At 61.5% G+C, this 17,774-nt stretch carries 17 protein-coding genes; 7 read left to right on the top strand and 10 right to left on the bottom strand.

Annotation, left to right across the window (positions count from 1 at the left end):
• Positions 1-71: 71 nt before the first annotated feature.
• Entirely contained in the window at positions 72-2,228 is a 2,157-nt protein-coding gene (gene scpA, locus Q7V31_RS17215; RefSeq protein ID WP_304736125.1) for a methylmalonyl-CoA mutase, read from the top strand.
• A gap of 244 nt (positions 2,229-2,472) precedes the next feature.
• Positions 2,473-2,766, top strand: a complete 294-nt coding sequence (locus Q7V31_RS17210) for a hypothetical protein (protein ID WP_304736124.1) — start codon at positions 2,473-2,475, stop codon at positions 2,764-2,766.
• Positions 2,767-2,773: 7 nt separating this feature from the next.
• On the opposite strand, the gene Q7V31_RS17205 is transcribed toward Q7V31_RS17210, so the two are convergent.
• A complete protein-coding gene (locus Q7V31_RS17205) occupies positions 2,774-3,652 on the bottom strand; it encodes a DUF3108 domain-containing protein (protein WP_304736123.1) in 879 nt (292 codons plus the stop codon).
• 152 nt (positions 3,653-3,804) lie between these two features.
• On the opposite strand from Q7V31_RS17205, the gene meaB reads away from it, so the two are divergent.
• The 3 genes from meaB to Q7V31_RS17190 all read left to right on the top strand — a co-directional run bounded on the left by meaB (position 3,805) and on the right by Q7V31_RS17190 (position 6,072).
• Positions 3,805-4,848, top strand: coding sequence for a methylmalonyl Co-A mutase-associated GTPase MeaB (gene meaB / locus Q7V31_RS17200; RefSeq protein WP_304736155.1), 1,044 nt, complete (start codon positions 3,805-3,807; stop codon positions 4,846-4,848).
• A gap of 100 nt (positions 4,849-4,948) precedes the next feature.
• Positions 4,949-5,239 carry a 50S ribosomal protein L28 gene (rpmB, locus tag Q7V31_RS17195; protein WP_304736121.1) on the top strand — a complete coding sequence of 97 codons (291 nt, stop codon included), beginning with the start codon at positions 4,949-4,951 and terminating at the stop codon, positions 5,237-5,239.
• Positions 5,240-5,385: 146 nt separating this feature from the next.
• Positions 5,386-6,072, top strand: coding sequence for a hypothetical protein (locus Q7V31_RS17190; RefSeq protein WP_304736120.1), 687 nt, complete (start codon positions 5,386-5,388; stop codon positions 6,070-6,072).
• Here Q7V31_RS17190 and Q7V31_RS17185 read toward each other — a convergent pair.
• From Q7V31_RS17185 to Q7V31_RS17175, 3 genes are all read right to left on the bottom strand, one after another.
• Complete coding sequence (locus Q7V31_RS17185; RefSeq protein ID WP_304736119.1) at positions 5,990-7,198, bottom strand: esterase-like activity of phytase family protein; 1,209 nt, start codon at positions 7,196-7,198, stop codon at positions 5,990-5,992. The two genes, Q7V31_RS17190 and Q7V31_RS17185, sit on opposite strands and share 83 nt — an antisense overlap.
• A 9-nt stretch (positions 7,199-7,207) precedes the next feature.
• Entirely contained in the window at positions 7,208-8,620 is a 1,413-nt protein-coding gene (locus Q7V31_RS17180; RefSeq protein ID WP_304736118.1) for an MATE family efflux transporter, read from the bottom strand.
• A gap of 71 nt (positions 8,621-8,691) precedes the next feature.
• The gene (locus Q7V31_RS17175; protein ID WP_304736116.1) at positions 8,692-9,864 is read right to left on the bottom strand and encodes an MFS transporter; all 1,173 of its coding nucleotides are present in this window, start codon (positions 9,862-9,864) and stop codon (positions 8,692-8,694) included.
• Positions 9,865-10,038: 174 nt separating this feature from the next.
• On the opposite strand from Q7V31_RS17175, the gene Q7V31_RS17170 reads away from it, so the two are divergent.
• Positions 10,039-10,662 (top strand): metalloregulator ArsR/SmtB family transcription factor, encoded by a 624-nt coding sequence (locus Q7V31_RS17170; protein ID WP_304736115.1) that lies wholly within the window; start codon positions 10,039-10,041, stop codon positions 10,660-10,662.
• A gap of 4 nt (positions 10,663-10,666) precedes the next feature.
• Here Q7V31_RS17170 and cobT read toward each other — a convergent pair whose 3' ends face one another.
• From cobT to Q7V31_RS17155, 3 genes are all read right to left on the bottom strand, one after another.
• On the bottom strand, positions 10,667-12,568 hold the full coding sequence (gene cobT / locus Q7V31_RS17165) for a cobaltochelatase subunit CobT (RefSeq protein WP_304736114.1): 1,902 nt from the start codon (positions 12,566-12,568) through the stop codon (positions 10,667-10,669).
• Between the two features lie 23 nt (positions 12,569-12,591).
• Positions 12,592-13,563, bottom strand: a complete 972-nt coding sequence (gene cobS / locus Q7V31_RS17160; RefSeq protein WP_304736113.1) for a cobaltochelatase subunit CobS — start codon at positions 13,561-13,563, stop codon at positions 12,592-12,594.
• A gap of 130 nt (positions 13,564-13,693) precedes the next feature.
• On the bottom strand, positions 13,694-14,314 hold the full coding sequence (locus Q7V31_RS17155) for a DnaJ domain-containing protein (protein WP_304736112.1): 621 nt from the start codon (positions 14,312-14,314) through the stop codon (positions 13,694-13,696).
• Between the two features lie 157 nt (positions 14,315-14,471).
• Here Q7V31_RS17155 and Q7V31_RS17150 point away from each other — a divergent pair, with 157 nt between their 5' ends.
• Positions 14,472-14,756 carry a BolA family transcriptional regulator gene (locus tag Q7V31_RS17150; RefSeq protein WP_304736110.1) on the top strand — a complete coding sequence of 95 codons (285 nt, stop codon included), beginning with the start codon at positions 14,472-14,474 and terminating at the stop codon, positions 14,754-14,756.
• Here the strand turns inward: Q7V31_RS17150 and Q7V31_RS17145 are convergent.
• Genes Q7V31_RS17145 through Q7V31_RS17135 form a run of 3 tightly spaced genes read right to left on the bottom strand, consistent with a single transcriptional unit; the run spans position 14,753 to position 17,727 of the window.
• Positions 14,753-16,045 (bottom strand): HlyC/CorC family transporter, encoded by a 1,293-nt coding sequence (locus Q7V31_RS17145; RefSeq protein ID WP_304736109.1) that lies wholly within the window; start codon positions 16,043-16,045, stop codon positions 14,753-14,755. The two genes, Q7V31_RS17150 and Q7V31_RS17145, sit on opposite strands and share 4 nt — an antisense overlap.
• Before the next feature lies 1 nt (position 16,046).
• Positions 16,047-17,165, bottom strand: coding sequence for a 3-dehydroquinate synthase (gene aroB / locus Q7V31_RS17140; protein WP_304736108.1), 1,119 nt, complete (start codon positions 17,163-17,165; stop codon positions 16,047-16,049).
• Entirely contained in the window at positions 17,158-17,727 is a 570-nt protein-coding gene (locus Q7V31_RS17135) for a shikimate kinase (protein WP_304736107.1), read from the bottom strand. The genes aroB and Q7V31_RS17135 overlap by 8 nt, the downstream gene beginning before the upstream one ends.
• Between the last annotated feature and the right edge of the window lie 47 nt (positions 17,728-17,774).

Genomic DNA, 17,774 nt, shown 5'->3' with positions numbered 1-17,774 from the left:
TGGGACCGGCAGCGCTATGTTACAGTGGCGACTGGGGAATTTCCGAAGAATTTCGAGCGAGTAGAGACGAGATGGCCGACAGGAAGACGCTTCACGACTGGGAAGTTGCAGTCAGCAAACAAACCAAGGGCGCCAGTTCAACGTCGCTCGTCTGGAAGACCCCGGAGGGCATCGACGTCAAGCCACTCTATACGGCTGAGGATCTGGAGCGGCTGGCCGCTGAAGGTTATGACGCCAATACGCTTCCCGGCTTTGCCCCCTATACGCGGGGGCCTCAGGCAACGATGTATGTCGGCCGCCCGTGGACCATCCGGCAATATGCCGGCTTTTCGACCGCCGAAGAGTCGAATGCTTTCTACCGGCGCAATCTTGCTGGCGGTCAGAAGGGGCTTTCGGTCGCTTTCGATCTCGCCACGCACCGTGGCTATGACAGCGACCATCCGCGCGTCGTCGGCGACGTCGGCAAGGCGGGCGTTGCGATCGACTCGGTTGAGGATATGAAAATTCTCTTCGACCGGATACCGCTCGAAGAGATGTCGGTGTCGATGACGATGAACGGTGCCGTTATCCCCATTCTTGCCAATTATATTGTGGCGGCCGAAGAGCAGGGCGTGAAACCGGAACAGCTTGCGGGCACGATTCAGAACGATATTCTGAAGGAGTTCATGGTCCGCAATACGTACATCTATCCGCCCGAACCCTCAATGCGGATCGTCGCTGACATTATTGGTTATTGCTCCCGGCACATGCCGAAGTTCAACACGATCTCGATTTCCGGCTATCATATGCAGGAAGCGGGTGCGACACAGGTTCAGGAACTTGCCTTCACGCTGGCCGACGGGCGCGAATATGTCCGCGCGGCACTGGCGGCCGGGCTGGATGTCGATGAGTTTGCGCCCCGGCTCTCATTCTTCTTTGCCATCGGCATGAATTTCTTCATGGAGATTGCCAAGCTTCGCGCGGCACGGCTTCTCTGGTCGAAAATCATGGCCGAGTTCAATCCGAAAGACGTCAAGTCGTCGATGCTGCGGACGCATTGCCAGACTTCGGGTGTCTCGCTCACCGAGCAGGATCCCTACAACAATGTCATTCGCACCACGATCGAGGCGATGGCGGCGGTGCTTGGCGGTACGCAGTCGCTGCACACGAATGCGCTCGATGAGGCGATTGCCCTGCCGACCGATTTTTCGGCCCGCATCGCGCGCAACACGCAGCTCGTCATCCAGCACGAGACCGGCATCACCAATGTGATCGATCCGATGGGCGGCTCCTACTACATGGAGAGCCTCACGCATTCTCTCGTCAGCGAAGCTTGGAAGCTGATCGAAGAAGTCGAAGAGCTTGGCGGTATGACCAAGGCCGTTGCCACCGGTATGCCGAAGCTGCGGATCGAAGAAGCGGCGGCGCGCAAGCAGGCACGCATCGATCGTGGCCAGGAAGTTATCGTGGGCGTCAACAAGTATCGTTTGTCGAAAGAGGATCCGCTCGAGATTCTCGACATCGACAACGCCATGGTGCGTGAGGCGCAAGTCGCACGTTTGAAGAAAGTGCGTGCGGAGCGCGATGAGGCGACGTGCGGGGCGGCGCTCACGGCGCTCACGGAAGGTGCGCGGGCCAAAGGGAATCTGCTCGCGCTTGCTGTCGATGCAGCGCGCGCGCGCGCGACCGTCGGCGAGATTTCGGACGCGATGGAAGAGGTGTTTGGCCGTCACCGTGCCGAGATCAAGTCGATATCGGGCGTCTATGCGCAGGCTTACGAAGGGGATGAGGGCTTCATGAAGATTTCAAAGGAAATCGAAGCGTTCGCCGAGGCCGAGGGCCGGCGCCCGCGGATGCTGGTCGTGAAGATGGGTCAGGATGGTCATGATCGCGGTGCGAAAGTGATTGCGACCGCCTTTGCCGATCTCGGCTTTGATGTCGATGTGGGACCGCTTTTCCAGACACCCGAAGAGGCGGCGCGCGATGCGATCGAGAACGACGTTCACGTTATTGGAATTTCGAGCCTCGCAGCCGGTCACAAGACGCTGGTGCCAGCGCTCGCCAAAGCGCTCAAGGATGAAGGCGCCGATGACATCCTCATTATCTGTGGTGGTGTCATTCCGGCACAGGATTACAACTTCCTGAAAGAGGCTGGGGCGTCGGCGATTTTCGGTCCGGGTACGAATATTCCCTCAGCGGCGCTCGAAATCCTGACACTTATTCGCGAAAAGCGACGGCATGCGGCATAATAGTGCCAACAGATACGGCATTTTTTTGCCTGCCTAGGAATAAGGCTCGGTCTGCGTCAAAAGCGCACGACGCGCTTTTTCGATATTGCAACTGCTCACACGCGTCGTTATCTCAGCGCTGAACGCCCGGACAAAGATTCGGGCAGGCGATGGTACGCGTGCGGCTCGAACGATCTCAGAGCTGCCGCCAATGGGCCATGCCAGGTGAGTTGTGCCCTCCCGGGTCCGGAAACCTCGGGAAAACATGACCGCCGACAGGTTTCAAATATGCGAGATCCCTGGAGGTGTGATGAGCACCGGAGAAGGCTTTGCACGCCCAAAGCGGCGTCGTCTTGTCGATTTGAGCGATCCCCGGATGAAGAATCCGGATGAGCAGCAGCGCGCCTATTACGACATGCTGTCGACAAGACTTGAGGGACTGTTGAAGGAAATCGAACAAGCGGGAACTTCGCCTGAAGATGACCTGGTGAAGCGCCTGCGGGCGCTTTATTCCGAAGTCACTCGTTCGTCTGAAACTGGAAAGACGGACGACCGCTGACGCCCGCCTATTTCGCCGCTGCAGCTGTTGCAGTCGGTTCTTTCGCCGCATACTGGCGAAGTCTCACGACATCCATGACAGCGCCGCCGATCGGTGTTCTTACCTGAATGCGCACGGGGATATAGATGTTCCCGCCGTTCATCGGGGCGAGCCAGATATGTGCATTGTCGCGCTGTTGAAGCATTCGGGTAAAGCTCGTTTGGCGCATCCCGCTGCGTGGCGTCATCTGAACCGAACAGCGGATTGCCTTGCCGCTATAGCCCTTGTCGCGCGTCGTCACCGTGCCCTCGCTGTCGAAGGCAAGTTGGAGGTCGTAGCGGTGCTTGCCATCGAAGACTGCCAAGCGGCGCGTGCACGGATTCCCGTTCGTCGTGACCGGCAACAGCAGGGCGCTGATCGGATCAAGCGTATTCTGGCGCTCAAACGGCAACACGCGAATCTCTTCGTGAGGCCGTAGCGGCGGTTCGAAAGTCATTTCCGGACGTCCGGCAGCGTCGTAGCTCATCTCTCGATACTTGATTTTCCCTTTTTCGCTTGAATGGAATGCAAACCAGTCAGGGCGCGGCACCGCCTCGTTAATGCGGCCGCTGCTTTCCATGGTCCATTTCGCATCGAAAAAGTTCTTCGGCACACCGGCGACACCGAGGAAGCTCCTCATCACATATGTATCATCGTGCAAGGTTGCACTGACCGTGCCTTCCGCGGCCATGAAACCGCCGATATACACTGTGTAGTCAGCCTGAATGCTGGGCTGCTCCGTTTCCAACTCTGGCGGAACGGGCGCCGCTGCAACATGAACCGGCATGGGTGCGAGCGCAAATATGGCTGCCGCGAGCGCCGTCCATGCCGGAACTGTTCGCCTGATTGCGTATTTGGATCGCGCCATTTTTCTCCTCGCTCGGTCAGGCCCGGTTTTACCGGGCGGATCGCCTCGTGGGACTTATGGTCGCCAAAACTGCATGAACCGGAGGTGAACGGGCCCCTGCTGGCTGCCCCGGGGGCTGGACGGAGCCCCATTTGACCAAGTATGCAACTGGAATGACGATTGGTGGCGAAAAAAAGCAGCGGCAACGACAAGCCCTGAATCGCGCTCTGCCCGATCCATCGGTACTGGCTGCCGATATTCGCGCCGGGAGCCGCGTTGCGTTGGCGCGCGGCATAACACTTGTCGAATCATCGCGCGCTGATCATCAGAAGATTGCTCAGGCGCTGCTGGCCGCGTTGCTTCCCGAGACGGGCAAAGCCGTCAGGTTGGGCCTGTCCGGGACGCCGGGCGTGGGTAAATCGACCTTTATCGAGGCCTTCGGCCGGCTTTTGACCGGCAAAGGCTTGCGCGTTGCCGTTCTGGCCGTCGATCCGTCATCGGCACGGACGGGTGGTTCGATCCTTGGCGACAAGACACGCATGGAATTGCTGGCGCGTGACCCCCGCGCCTTTATCCGGCCATCGCCCTCAGGCGGCACACTTGGCGGCGTCGCCCGGCGGACGCGCGAGGCCATGTTGCTCGCCGAGGCTGCCGGCTACGACGTTATCCTTGTCGAGACGGTAGGCGTCGGCCAATCCGAAACGTCGGTGGCCGATATGGTCGATATGTTCGTACTCCTGCTCGCGCCGGGCGGCGGTGATGAATTGCAGGGGATCAAGCGGGGTATTATGGAGCTTGCTGACCTTATTGTGGTTAACAAGGCCGATGGCGACCTTGCCCCGGCTGCACGGCGTGCGCAGACGGAATATCAGGCGGCGCTTCACCTGATGCGGCCTAAAACCGCGGCATGGACACCACACGTGCTTTTGGCGTCCGCCCTCAAGGGAGAAGGGCTCGACAAGGTCTGGGAGGCTGCGGAGGCCTACCGAACGGCGCTGACGAAATCTGGCGATCTGGACCGGCTGCGGGCCAATCAAGCGAAAGCCTGGTTCTGGACCGAGTTGCGGGAAGGCCTGATTGCGAGCCTCAAGACCGATCCGAAGGCGGCGGCGCTGGTGCCCCAACTGGAGCGAGAGGTGGGGGAGGGTGGGACGACCCCTACAGCGGCTGCACGGCGGCTGCTGGGTTTGGTGCTCGGGCGCGCAGAAGAAGCCTGAACGGGCCTTGACTGGTCCTTGCGGGCCTTTTATACGTGCCCGCCTGCAAGGGCTGCGCGGGAAACTGCGGCAGCCTGACGAATTTACAAAGGAAGTCCCCATGTCCCGCCGCTGCGAACTGTCCGGCAAGGCCGTGATGTCCGGCAACAATGTGAGCCACGCCAATCGCAAGACCCGACGCCGGTTCCTGCCGAATCTCTGCCAGGTAACGCTCATTAGCGATGCGTTGGGCCGGCAGGTCAGCCTGCGTATATCGGCGCATGCGCTGCGTTCGGTGGAACATAATGGTGGGCTTGACCCCTTCCTGTTGAAGGCTGCCGATGCGCAGCTCTCCTCGCGCGCGCTCAAGCTGAAGCGTGCGGTCGAGAAGGCACAGGTTGCTGCCGCCTGACGGGTGTCTGCAACTGCTACAATTAAAAACAAGTGGCTCTCAGCCACCTTTTTCCAATAAATTTTACCCAGTTTATCGAAAATCAGGTCGCGGTCTTTTCAGACTGCGGCCCGCGCCGCTAGACTTCACCCCGATGTTTTGGGGGTGTGCGGATGCTGGATAGCGGGGTTGATCGTGTGCCGGTCAGCCGGCCGGGTTTTCTTGCGCGGCTGGTTACGGCGTTGTTGCGGCTGATCGTGCCGGTTGCCGCCTTGTGCGCCACTCTTGCTGCTGCTTTTCTCCTGCGTGAGGTGCCTGTCGCGGAAGCCCGTTATCTCGCCTCTCTCGATCCGCGGCTCGACGCTGCGGAGTGGATGACGTGGGGTCTTGTCGTTCTGCCGGCTGTTTTCTTCATTCTTAACATCACCAGTCGCCGTTACGGGCCTGCGTTGACGCTCACAGCTGCCTTTGTCGCATGGCTCCTGATCGGCGGAGCGCTGATCCTGGTCTTATACGAAGGCCTCATCGTCGACTTCAGCGAGGAAGTTGTACCCTATCCCGAGGCTGCCGCCTTTGCGGGCGCGATGGCGCTGGCGCAGCTCGTCAACATATTGACCTTCGATTGGTTGCGCGGCATTCCCTGGTGGAAAGCGCCTTTTCTTGCGGCACTGATGGGCGGAATTGCGTTCGTTGTTACATTCAGTATGCGGCCGACCGCGCCGTGGGACAGTGCATTGATCGCTCGCCTCATTGTCGAGGCTGGATTGTATTTCAGTTGGGCGCTGCTTCAGCTTGTTCCGACCGGAATGTTGCGCCGGACAATTCGCCCGCTGTCGGGTTTCGGGGGAGCCTGACTGGGCCAACCGCCGCCGATATGTCCCCCTTCAGGCGGAACATCAACAGCAGCGTTCGTTGCAACATATTGAAGTTGTCGTCCGAGAGCATGTAGATCAGCAGATCGCCGTTCTTGTCCTCACGAACTGCCAAGCCCTCCATGTTGTCGATCGAATAGCGCTGCCCGACATCGATAAGCACCTCGCCGTCAACGACCGCTCCGGGGATGATGTCATCCTTGTCGATCAGACGCAGTTGCATGCCGACACCGGCGAGCATCGAGAAACGCCGTTCCAGAACGAGCAGATCGCCGTTTGGCAGTCGCGCTATATCGGTCGGTTTGTATGGTGCACGCGGGCGCAGGGCAAACCATGAAATATCATGACCGTCGGCCACGAAGGCTTTGATGTTTCCGCGCGGGTCTAACGTGTCTTCAGTGAATGCGAGGATGCGCGGCTCTCCGTCGGCGTCTGCTGGAGGAAGCAATTCAATCGATTCGATGCCGCCATTGGAATTGAGGCGGCCAAAATGACGCTGGGTCAGGAGCTGTTCGGGCCGCGCCATGAAACCGTCTGCACCGAGATCGTAACGCCAAATACGGTGCGCGCGTTCGAAGCTGACATAGGCCTGGCCAGCCAAGGGTTCATCTGTGTCGACCACCAGGCCTTCCGCATCGCCGAGCATCTTCCCGGCGACCGGTTCGCCGTCGAGGCCCAACATCGGCGCCATGCGACCTTCGGCGATCCCCGACAATCGGCCTCTTTCGTCATATAGAATCTTTGCGCTCAACCAGTGTCCCTCGTCGGAAACGGCGAGCATTGCGGTTCCATCCGGATTGATGGCGAGGCCCGACCACCCGCCGAACTCCTTTGTTGGTGACTTTATTTCGATGCCGCCGGCCCACTCCAGCTCGCCGGCGCGCGTTTCGCTGCGGTCCTCCGGGTTCCAGACAAGCGGGTTTGTCTTCAGTTCAATGCGCTGCACATCGGCATGGGCCGGCGCGCCGATGATAACGAGGGCGAGAAAAACCAACACACCGGTCGTCAGGTTCGAACAACGCAATTGACTCAACCCCCCGTTCCGGGTCATCGCGATTTCACAATGTGACTCCGGCCGGACCGCATCATATCGGTGTGCGATCTGCACACAAGCGATTCAGGTGCGACGTGCCCATGACGCTTCGTCCAGACGCAGTGTGGCGCGGTGAAACCAGCGGTAGAGCATCAGCGAAGAGGCGGCAGCCAGTCCCGTCGCCAGGCCGAGCCAAATCCCGAGCCCCTCCAATCCCAGCGGAAAAGCCAGCACGACGCCAGACGTCAGGCCGATCAGCCAATAACTGACACCGGCATAGATCATCGGAACGCGCGTGTCGTGCAGGCCGCGCAACATGCCGACGCCGATCGATTGCGCGCCATCGAAAACCTGGAATAGCGCGGCGACGGCGAGGAAAGTGACCGCAAGCTCGATCACGTGAGCGTTTTCCGGCGCGGTCCGGTCGAGAAAGGCGCCGATCAGTGGATAGGGGAAGAGGATCATCACCAGCGCCATAAGTCCCATAAAAACGACGCCCATGACGAATGGGGTCCAGCCGGCGCGGCGGATTGCACCGCGGTCGCCGGCGCCGTAGGCGCGGCCGACACGCACCGTGACGGCTTGCGAGAAGCCGAGCGGCACCATGAAGGAAATGGCCGCGATTTGCAGGGCGATGGCGTGAGCGGCCAGCGACGCGGCACCGAAAAGCCCAATCACGAAGACGGCGGCGTTGAAGACCGACACTTCAAGGCCGAGCGTCACGGCAATCGGCAGACCGAGTCGCCAGATTTCCCGGTAGCGCGTCCAGTCCGCGCGCCAGAAACGGCCAAACAAATGATAGCGGCGGAACTGCCGGTCGAAGAGCACGACGAGGCTCAGTGCGGCGAACATGAAGCTGCAGGAAAGTACGCTGCCGATACCCGCGCCGACCAGCCCCAGCGCCGGAAATCCGAAATTGCCGAACATCAGGCAGTAGTTGGCGAAAGCGTTGAACGGAACGGCGATGCCACTGATGACGAAGGCCCAGCGCGGCCGTTCGAGCGCCGCGATGAAGGCCCGCAACACGATATAGAAAAGCATTGGCAGCAACGACCACTGCATGGCGCGAACGTAGGATGCGCCTTCCGCGGCCAATGCCGGTTGCTGACCGAGTGCGACCAGTATCCACTCGGCATTCCAGAGCAACATCCAGAACGGAACGACGATCGTGAGCCCTGCCCAGAATGACTGGCGTACGGTGCGTCGCACGTCGCGCACGGAATGCTTTCGGCGGCCAAGCTCGGCGGCGATCATCGGCGAGGCGGCGGTCATCAGGCCGATGCCGAAGATGAAAACGGCGAAATAAAGGTTGGAGCCGAGCGTGCCGGCGGCGAGCGTGTCGGGGCCGAGCCAACCCATCATCAGCACGTCGGTGGCATTGATTGCGACCTGCGCCAGATTGGTGAAGATCAGCGGCCACGACAAGGCAAGCGTCGCCTTTGCCTCGTCGATCCAGAGACGGTGGTCCGAGCGGAATGTGGCGAGCGCGGCGCGCATGGCGTCAAAAGCCCTGAACGGAGAAAAGCCGCGCAGATTATCCGTATCCGTCGGAAGCTCAAGCGCAGATTTCAGGCGGCGCGCGATTTTTGTTGCCGCACCCAGGCGATGAACGGGAACGGCAGATAGGCCGCGAAGATCAGGATGACGGCCAGCACAAGGCCGTGCGGGTCCCAAAGTTGCATTGCGAAGCCCGAAAGCGGCGTTCCGATCAGCGCGCCTGTGCCCCACATGGCGGTTGTGAAGGCGCTGGCGCCCGCAAGCTCGGCACCACGAAAGCGCTCGCCGACCAGCACCATGCCGAGCGTGAAAATGCCGTTGGCAAGGCCAACGACCAGAAAGAGGACGATGCCGGTCGCAATCAACATGGGCACCGCGAAAGGCAGTAGCGCATAGCCGGCCATTGTCGCCAGCACCAGGCCGATCAAAAGGCCGAGCCGGTTCATCCGGTCGGCGGCCACGCCGACAATCGGTTGCATGACGATGGCGCCGATCGCGGCGACGGTCAGCAGCGCAAGGCTGCCGCTTTCGGCCATGCCGGAACGGATGGCGTAAAGCGGGAAGAATGTGACCAGTGACTCCTCGGCGGCGGCATAAAACACATTGACCAGCAGCGCCGCCGGCGCGACGAAGACCAGGCGCCACATGGGTGACGATTTTTCGGTCTTTTCGAAGTGATTGCGGCTCTTGTCGGCGGTGGTGACCAGAATGGCGGCTGCAATCATCAATGCGCCACCCAGATAGAAGGGCTCGACGCCCGTTCCAAGCACCACCAGCGTTGTCGGACCGAGCGCGAAGCCGGCCGCTGCTGAGGCGCCATAGATGCCGATGATCTTTCCGCGCTTGGCGTCCTCGGCAAGCGCGTTAATCCAGGCTTCGCTGGTTGCCCACAATAGGGTGCCTGCGACGCCGAGCAGGAAGCGGAGCGGAAACCAGGCAAAGAAATTGGCGTAGTAGCCGATCAGCAGGAAGGAGACACCGGCCAGCAACAGGCCGCCGATCATCACATTGGCCGGGCCAAAGCGACGCATGATCCAGGGCGCGATCGGCGAGATCAGAAACACCGGTGCGGCCTGCGCGGCGGCCGAAAGCCCGATCAGGCCGGGTTCCGCGCCCTGCCGGGCCATGATCAGCGCCGCGAGCGGGAAGGCAATGCCCATCGAAAGATTGACCATGCCCATGGAGACGATCGCAGCGGCAAGGCTGCGCTTGCGGCGGGGCTGGGTGGGAATGAAGCGCGACATTTGGCGGTCTCTGTGAAGGACGCTTCGCCGGGCGGGGCCCAGCACGCAAATTTGTAATCTATTTAGTTTATAAAAAGAAGATGTACCTGAATTTTTACTTAACCTATTGATTTCAATAATCTATTTTAAATACGAAGGAGTTGCTAAATTCTCCGGTTCTGGCAAGATACAGGCATGCATGAGACCGCGGACCGCATTCTCAACCTGCTGAAACGCCACGGCGCCCGGACGGCGGACCAGCTCGGCGCGGCGCTGTCGATGACGGGCATGGGCGCGCGGCGACATCTCGATATGTTGCTGCGCGAGGGGCTGGTCGAGAAATACGACCTCGTGGAAGGCGTCGGCCGCCCGAAAAAATTCTGGAAGCTGACCGACAAGGGCCATGCCCGCTTCCCTGATGCCCATGCCGAACTCACCACGAAAATGATCGGCGACATTCGCCGCCTGTTCGGCGAAGAGGGCCTCGGACGCTTGATCGCCGAGCGCGAGCGCGACATGCGCCTGACCTATGAAAGGGCGCTGCAGGGCAGGGCGCAGCTTTCCGAGCGCGTCGAGGCACTGGCGGCGATCCGCGCGGCCGAGGGCTACATGGCGCGGGTCGAGCGCGATGGCGCGGATTTCCTCCTGATCGAGGACCATTGCCCGATCTGCGCGGCGGCGACAGTGTGTCAGGGCTTCTGTCGTTCAGAGCTGGCGATGTTCCGGATGATGCTGGGCGAGGGCGCATGCATCGAGCGCGAGGAATATCTGCTCGAGGGCGGGCGGCGCTGCACCTACCGGATCCGCAAGGCGGAATGAGAGCCTAGCGCACGGCGGCGGGCTTGGGGCGCTTCTTGACGTCTTGACCGCGCGCCTTCAACTGGCCGCGGCGGAGCGTCGTTTCATCGTCGAAAAGCTCTGCGAGCTTTTCGGTCATCGCGCCGCCAAGCTGTTCGGCATCGACGATGGTGACGGCACGACGGTAGTAGCGCGTGACATCGTGACCGATGCCGATGGCGATCAGCTCAACCGGCGAGCGGGTTTCTATTTGTTCAATGACGGAGCGCAGGTGCTTTTCGAGATAGTTGCCGGCGTTGACCGACAGCGTCGAATCGTCGACCGGCGCGCCGTCAGAGATCACCATCATGATTCGGCGCTGCTCCGGTCGTGCCAGCAGCCGGTTGTAGGCCCAGATCAGGGCCTCGCCGTCGATGTTCTCCTTTAGCAAACCTTCCCGCATCATCAAGCCGAGATTGCGCCGCGCGCGGCGCCACGGGCTGTCGGCCGACTTGTAGACGATGTGGCGCAGATCGTTGAGACGCCCGGGCTGCGCGGGTTTGCCTTCCGCGAGCCAACGCTCGCGCGATTGGCCGCCTTTCCATGCGCGCGTCGTGAAGCCCAATATTTCGACTTTGACGCCGCAACGCTCAAGCGTACGCGCCAGAATGTCGGCGCACATCGCCGCAACCGTGATCGGCCGGCCGCGCATCGAGCCCGAATTGTCGAGCAGCAGCGTCACGATTGTGTCGCGGAAGTTCATGTCGTGCTCGACCTTGAAGGCGAGCGGCTGCATGGGATCGATTACGGCGCGGGTCAGGCGCGCGGCGTCGAGTATGCCTTCCTCGAGATCGAATTCCCAGGTGCGGTTCTGTTGCGCGAGCAGGCGGCGCTGAAGACGGTTGGCAAGACGCGAGACGACGCCCTGCATTTGCTGCAGCTGCTGGTCGAGATACTGGCGCAGGCGCGACAGCTCTTCGAGATCGCAAAGGTCCTCGGCCGCGATCACCTCGTCATATTGCGGGGTGAAGACTTTGTAGGCGGCGCGGTTCTTGTCGTCGCCCTGCTGGTTCGGGCGCCATGGTTGGTTGCCCTCACTCGTTTCGTCCGTATCGCCGTCGGACGGCATGTCGTCGGCGTCGACCTCGACGGTCTGCTCGTCGCCTTCCTCGCCCTCGCCGTCGGTGAATTCGACCTGGTCGGCTGACGAGCCTTCGGGCTGTTCGGCCTCGCCCGACTGGCTCTGCTCGGCGCTGTCCTGGCTGTCGCCATCCTGATCGTCGGCATCGTCGGAGGACTGGTCGGGTGCTTCACCGAGCTCGTCGCCCATGTCGAGATCGACCAGAATATCGCGTGTGGCGCGCGCAAAAGCCTTCTGGTCTTCAATCACCTCGTGCAGACGGTCGAGATCGCTACCGGCTTTTTCCTCGATCCATGGACGCCACTGATCGACCAGCTTGCGGGCCGAGGGCGGCGGCGCTTGTCCGGTCAGTTTTTCGCGCACCATCATGGCGACGGCCTCGGCGAGCGGCGCCTCTTCGCGCGAGGTGATACGATCATAGCCGCGTGACGCGCAGCGCTGTTCCAGTGCGGCGGTCAGGTTTTGCGACATGCCGGCCATCTGGTTGGCACCGATCGCCTCGACGCGTGCCTGTTCCACCGCATCGAAGACGGCAAGCGCATTGCCGCCTTCGGGCTGCAACGTCGCATTGATCTTTTCGTCGTGATGGGCGAGACGGAGCGCATAGGCATCGGAGACGCCACGCACCTGCGCCACTTCTTCCGGTGGCAGGGTGCGGCTCGGCAGGGGCAGCCGGGCGCGCAGGCCACGCAGGCCCGGCGCTTCGGTGCCGAAGGTGACGTTGAGCTCCGGCTCGGCCGCAATCGTGCGCATGGTTTGCGCCAGCGCACGCTTGAACGGTTCGACGGGGCCTTCTTTCGATTTCATGGGCCGTGTCGCTTTTTGCGTTTTCAGGCGACTTTGATGTTCGCCGCCGAATCCGGGAGATCCTCTCCGAAGGAGCGTTGGTAGAACTCGGCCACCGTTGCCCGCTCAAGCTCGTCGCATTTGTTGAGGAAGGTCACACGGAAAGCGAAGCCGATATCGCCGCCGAAAATCTTGGCGTTTTCGGCCCATGTCAGCACGGTACGCGGGCTCATCACGGTCGAGATGTCGCCATTGATGAAGGCCGAACGCGTGAGATCGGCAACGCGGACCATTGCCGCAATCTGTTTGCGGCCTTCTTCCGTGTCGTAGCTCTTCAGCTTGGAGAGCATAATATTCACTTCTTCGGCATGCGGCAGATAGTTCAACGTGGTGACGATGTTCCAGCGGTCCATCTGGCCCTGATTGATCTGCTGAGTGCCGTGATAGAGGCCTGAGGTGTCGCCGAGACCGACGGTGTTGGCTGTTGCGAAGAGTCGGAAAGCCGGGTGCGGACGGATGACGCGGTTCTGGTCGAGCAGCGTCAGCTTGCCCGAGGCTTCGAGAATGCGCTGGATCACGAACATCACGTCCGGCCGGCCGGCGTCGTACTCGTCAAAGACCAGCGCCACCGGGTGCTGTAGCGCCCAGGGCAGGATACCCTCGCGGAATTCGGTCACTTGTTTGCCGTCCTTCAGGACGATGGCATCCTTGCCGACAAGATCGATGCGGCTGATATGGCTGTCGAGATTGATACGGACGCAGGGCCAATTGAGGCGCGCCGCAACCTGTTCGATATGGGTCGACTTGCCGGTGCCGTGATAGCCCTGAACGATGACGCGGCGGTTGAAGGCGAAGCCCGCCAGCAGCGCAATCGTTGTGTCCCGATCAAACAGGTAGTCGGGATCGAAATCCGGCACATATTCGTTGGGCTCCGAGAAAGCCGGAACCTCCATGTCGAAGTCGATCTTGAAAGTCTCGCGGACGGAGACCTTCTTGTCCGGAAGATTCTCGGTCATGCCGTTTCGTGCTTCGAAGCTCATTCCTGGCCTACTTCCCTACGTGTCGTTCAAAACCCGATCATTCTTGCCCAAACCGGGGCGCCGCCCGGTGCAGGGCATTTCCTAGCCCGTCGCCGCCCGCCGCCGATCAGCGGTAGCCGCTCTTGCGGAGGTAATCGTAGGCCTGAATGACCTTGCGGAGACGCTCCTCGGCCGACCTGTCGCCGCCATTGGCGTCGGGATGGTGCCTTTTGACCAGTTCCTTATACCGTGCCTTGATCTCGTTCAAGGAGGCGGTCCCGTCGAGGTCCAGCGTCTCAAGCGCCTGTTGCTCCAGCGCCCGGGGCTTGCGCCGCGTTTGCGGTTCCTCAGGGCCGGTTGACCCTGCGGTATCCTCAAAAAAGCCAAAGGCATCGCGAAAAGGTGCTGCCCGGCCCATGCGGGGGCCGAAGCGGGGTCCGAAAGCCGTATTTGCGGCATTGACACCCAAATTCCAGGTCGGCCGGTGGCCGGTCAGTGCCTCGCGCTGAAAAGCAGCGACATCGGCGTCGCTCATGCCCCTGAAGAAGTCATAGTTGCCGTTGAATTCGCGGATATGGGTTTCGCAGAACCACGCATATTGTGCGTCGCCGTCAGCGTCGACACCAATCGTCGCGTGGGCGCGAGGTGCTCGATGGAGACCGGGCTCGCGGCAGCCGGCCCATTCGCAACGCCTGGATGCTTCGCGGGCGGCGGTACGGACATGCGGAGGCTGCTCCAGACCGCGCATCTTGCGCGGTGCGATCCGGATCGAATCAAAATATTTTGAGCTCAGTTTCACAGTTCAAATTATGGGTTGGCGCTGGACCTAAAACAAGGAAGCATGTCGTGCTGTGCCGTTACGTTGACCATCCATGCATTAACAAACAGGTTAACCGGAAATCCGTATGACTGTCGCCGAGACCATGCGCCGCAAGCTCGAAGCGGCGCTCGCACCGACCAGGCTCGAGATCGAGGACCAGTCGCATCTCCATAAAGGCCATGCCGGGCACCGGCCGGGCGGTGAAAGCCATTTCCGCGTCATCGTCGTGGCCACGGGCTTTGCAGGAAAGTCGCGGGTGGAGCGTCAGCGTGCGGTAACGGCGGCGCTGAAAGAAGAGATGGGCCATCCGATCCATGCCCTCAGCATCAAGGCGATGACGCCGGAAGAAGCGGCCACCGATCCGCGCTAGCCGCTAGCGGCGGCCTTGAGGCTGCGGACAGGCGCGATGCGGAGTTGAGCAATCTGGTTGCGCTGGCGACGCAGGATCTCGAAGCGGAAACCGTGGAAGGTGAAGGTCTGGCCGACTTCCGGAATGGTGCGCGCCTCGTGGATGACGAGACCGGCAACAGTGGTTGCTTCCTCGTCGGGCAGCGACCAGTCGAAGGCGCGATTGAGGTCGCGGATCGGCACGACGCCGTTGACGACGACCGAGCCGTCGGGCTGGAGGCGGACGCCAGCGACCTCGATATCGTGCTCATCGCGAATGTCGCCGACGATTTCCTCGAGAATGTCTTCCAGCGTGATCAGGCCCATCAGTGCGCCATACTCGTCGACGACAAGCGCGAAATGCGTCTTGCGGCGAAGGAACGCGTTGAGCTGGTCCTGCAACGCGGTCGTGTCGGGTACGAACCAGGGTTTGGTGGCGACGGAAAGAATGTCGATGCTGTCCGCCGTCCAGCCCGCGCCTGCGAGCGCGCGCAGCAGATCCTTGGCGTGCAGGACGCCGACGATATTTTCCGGATCGTCACGCCAAAGCGGAAAGCGCGTGTGCGGGCTTGCTAGCGCCTGGGAGATGATCTCGCTGTTGGGCTGTGACGTGTCGATCATCACGATGTTCTTGCGGTGAACCATGACGTCACTGACCTCGAGATCGCGCAGATCGAGGATGCCGCCCAGCATGTCCCGGTCGATCTTGACGACGCTGCCTTCGTGGTGATGCAGGTTGATCGCGCCGCGCAATTCCTCATGCGCAGAAAGAACCTGCTGGTTCTGACCGACATTGAGGCCGAAGGGGCGCAACGCAATGCGGACGATGAATTGCACGGCAGCCGTGATCGGCCCGAATACAAAGGTAACGACACGCAAGATCGGCGCGACGGCCAGCGCGACGCGATCGGTGTTGGTGATGGCCACTGTCTTGGGCGCGACTTCCGCAAAAACCAGGACGACGGCCGTCATGACCAATGTCGCATAAACGACGCCGGCGTCTCCGAACAGCGCGAGAAACAAACTGGTCGCAAGTGCCGAGGCCAGAATGTTGACAAGATTGTTGCCGAGCAGCACCGCACCGATCAGACGCTCGCGATCCTCGGTGAGGGTAAGGACCGTGCGTGCGCGCTTGCTTCCATCTTCGGCGAGGCGGTGCATGCGCGCGCGCGACGCGGCGGTGAGCGCCGTTTCAGAGCCCGAGAAGAAGGCCGAGAACAGCAACAGCAAGAGAATGGCGCCGAGAATGGCACTAAGGCCGAGGGATACCATGTCAGGCGGGCTCCCGTTCCCGCAGCAGATCGCGCAAGGAGGATAGTTCCACGTCGCGCGTGATAAATGCCTCGCCGATGCTGCGGGCCAGAATGAAAGTGAGCTTGCCGTCGACAACCTTCTTGTCCTGCGCCATCAGCGCAATCAGGCCATCGGCATCTGGCAGCGTGCCTGGCACGTCAGCAAGCCGGGCCGGCAAGCCGGCGTGCATGAGGTGGCGACGGACACGCAGGGCGTCCTGTCCAGGACAGAGACCGAGACGCGCCGACAGATCGAAAGCCAGCGCCATGCCGATGGCAACGCCCTCGCCGTGGATGAGGCGTTGCGAGAAACCGGTGGCAGCTTCCAGCGCGTGGCCGAAGGTGTGGCCGAGATTAAGCAGTGCCCGGACCCCGCTTTCACGTTCGTCGGCGGCGACGGTTGCCGCTTTCGCTTCGCAGCTTTTGACGATGGCGTGGATACGCGTGTCGCGGTCGCCTTGGGTCAGGCGGTCGAGATTTGTCTCCAGCCAATCGAAAAAGGCGCGGTCGCCAATCAGCCCGTATTTGACCACCTCGGCGTAACCGGCCAGAAATTCGCGCATCGGCAGGGTTTCGAGCGCGGCGACGTCGGCTAGTACCAGGCGTGGCTGGTGGAAGGCGCCGGCGAGGTTCTTGCCTTGCCGCGTGTTGATGCCGGTTTTGCCGCCGACGGAGCTGTCGACCTGCGAGAGCAGCGTCGTCGGAATTTGTGCGAAATCGACGCCACGGCGCAGGATCGCGGCGGCAAAGCCGGTCAGGTCGCCGATCACGCCGCCGCCCAGCGCGACGACGAGGTCTCCGCGTTCGATGCCGGTCTCAAGGAGCCATTCGGTCAGTTTTTCGAGTTGCGCGAACGACTTGGTGCTTTCGCCTGCCGGCAAGACGATCGTGTCGTGGCGGATGCCCGCCGCATCGAGGCTCTTTTGCAAGGTGGGCAAGTGGAGGCGCGCCACCGTCTCGTCGGTGACGACGGCAAGGCGCGCACGGCGCAGCAGCGGCTTCAGATGTATGCCCGCATCGGCGATAAGCCCGGGCCCGACCAGAATGTCGTAGGTGCGGCTGCCGAGATCGACGGCGACTCTTCGAATGGTGTCAGTCATTGTCTTCTCCGCCACTCCGACTGCGGAATTCCTTCAACTTGCCGATGATGGTTTCGACGACCGCTTCATGCGGACCTTCGACACTTTCGATCGCAATATCGGCCTCGGCATAGACCGGGTAGCGCTCGTCGATCAGGCGTCTCATGGTGGCGCGCGGGTTGCCATTGTCCAGCAACGGCCTGTCGCCGCGCTTGGCGACGCGCTTCATCAGCACATCGAGATCGGCCTTCAGCCAGATCGAAATACCGCGCGCGGCGATATTGGCACGCGTCACCGGGTCCATGAAGGCGCCGCCGCCCGTCGCCAGCACATGCGGCGGGCCCGCCAGCAGCCGGGTGATGACGCGGCGTTCGCCGGCGCGGAAAGCGGCCTCGCCATGGCGGGCGAAGATCTCGGGAACGGTCTCCCCGGCTGCCTGCTCGATTTCGGCGTCGGCATCTACAAAGTCGAGATCGAGCCGGCGGGCAAGACGGCGACCGACCGTCGTCTTGCCGGCACCCATCAGGCCGACCAAGACAATCGAACGCTCGTTGCGGGGCACCGGTGCGAGGGTCTCGCCCATGTCCGTGTCTGCCGCGCTAAGCTGTTCGTTCCTTGCCATTATTCCTG

Source organism: Parvibaculum sp. (genome assembly GCF_030651915.1).
Taxonomy (GTDB): Bacteria; Pseudomonadota; Alphaproteobacteria; order Parvibaculales; family Parvibaculaceae; genus Parvibaculum.
This window is presented reverse-complemented; position numbering and strand designations above follow the sequence as displayed.